The following is a 1,188-nucleotide window of genomic DNA, read 5'->3' as shown; positions in this document are numbered from 1 at the left end:
TGGATCCAGCGTGACGTCCAGGGCGCCGCCAGGCTAGGACGCCGGAACAGCTCTGCACGCAGGGTGATCTGATCCAATGGTTCCTTGTCTTCCTGCGCCGGCGATGTCTGTTCGCTACGCGAAATCAGCAGCAGGCCCGCGCCGTCGATGTCCTCGAACACCACCTGCCTCAGCAGCGTGCCCGGGTAAAGACCTTTCAGATCCGCGTCGGATAGTGCAGGAGAGGTCTCGAACGTCGCATTGGGGGCCGACCCGCCACATCCGCCCATGGTCAGCATGAAAGCGATCAAGAGACATTGACCGGGTCTGCGAATGCGTCTTGCGTCAGTGCTCATCCATGCCCGCCACTGGCACTGGCCAGGCTTTTCCAGATGTCCATGACCGTCCGTTCATCGACCCCCGATGTGGAAGTCGCTTCATTGCTGAGAATGAAATTGCTATAGAAGAAGTGGGCATTGGCCACGGGCATGAATGCCACATGACACGTTGAGGTGGCTCGATACAGGGGCGCGTCCCGGTCGTCACAATCCACTTCGGCAGTAAACAGCGTGCGGCCGTTGATGATGATCGGCTTCAGTTCATGGGTAGACATGCCTGAGGTTACCTGCAAGTGCTCCTGAGCATCAGGAGACGCTGTTGCTGCAATGCCGAAATCAGTGATGAACTGCTCGCTGGAGGAGAAACAGAGAAATCCGATGCTCTTGTGATTTCGCCGGAAGTCAAGGCACTTGGTCTGCGGATAGTTGCGTGCAATCGGACCATCAGCTGTGACTGTAATTCCTCTTGGGGAGCGCGCACTGAGTTCGTTGTCCTTTGGCATTGATGAGCAAGCGGGAGCCCAAAGGCAGGAGAGGGCTACCAGTGCTGTAAGCCTGTTTGATAACTGCTTCATGGTGTGCGCATAGGACATGATGTGCCCATAAGAGCGGTTGTAGCTGATCGGAACTGATGCTGTCTGCGTCAGACTCCCATTACCAGTTGCGGTGGCCCGATGCAGGGGGCGTTTCCGTCATCAGCGTCCACTTCGGCAGTAGACAGCCTGCGACCGTTGATGGTGAATGGCGTCATCTCATAGGTCGACATGCCCGAGGTGACTAGCAAGCGCGCTTGAGGATCAGGAGAATTTGCCGTCGCTGTAATGCCTGAAGCGGTGGTGAGCTTCTTGCTGGGGGAGGGGCAGGTAAATCC

Annotated in this window: 3 protein-coding genes; all 3 read right to left on the bottom strand. The window is 57.1% G+C overall.

Annotated elements, in window-relative coordinates; translation table 11 throughout:
• The coding region (locus ACFQ6N_RS41025) for a hypothetical protein (RefSeq protein WP_380659224.1) at positions 1 to 278 on the bottom strand (278 nt) is incomplete at its 3' end.
• A 53-nt stretch (positions 279 to 331) separates the two neighbouring features.
• On the bottom strand, positions 332 to 910 hold the full coding sequence (locus ACFQ6N_RS41020; RefSeq protein WP_148564976.1) for a hypothetical protein: 579 nt from the start codon (positions 908 to 910) through the stop codon (positions 332 to 334).
• Positions 911 to 960: 50 nt separating this feature from the next.
• A partial coding sequence (locus ACFQ6N_RS41015) for a hypothetical protein (protein WP_380659223.1) occupies positions 961 to 1,188 on the bottom strand: 228 nt, incomplete at its 5' end.

The organism is Kitasatospora sp. NPDC056446, from assembly GCF_042796115.1.
Lineage (GTDB): Bacteria > Actinomycetota > Actinomycetes > Streptomycetales > Streptomycetaceae > Kitasatospora.
Note: the sequence above shows the minus strand (reverse complement) of the source record. Positions and strands in the feature narration are given on the sequence as shown.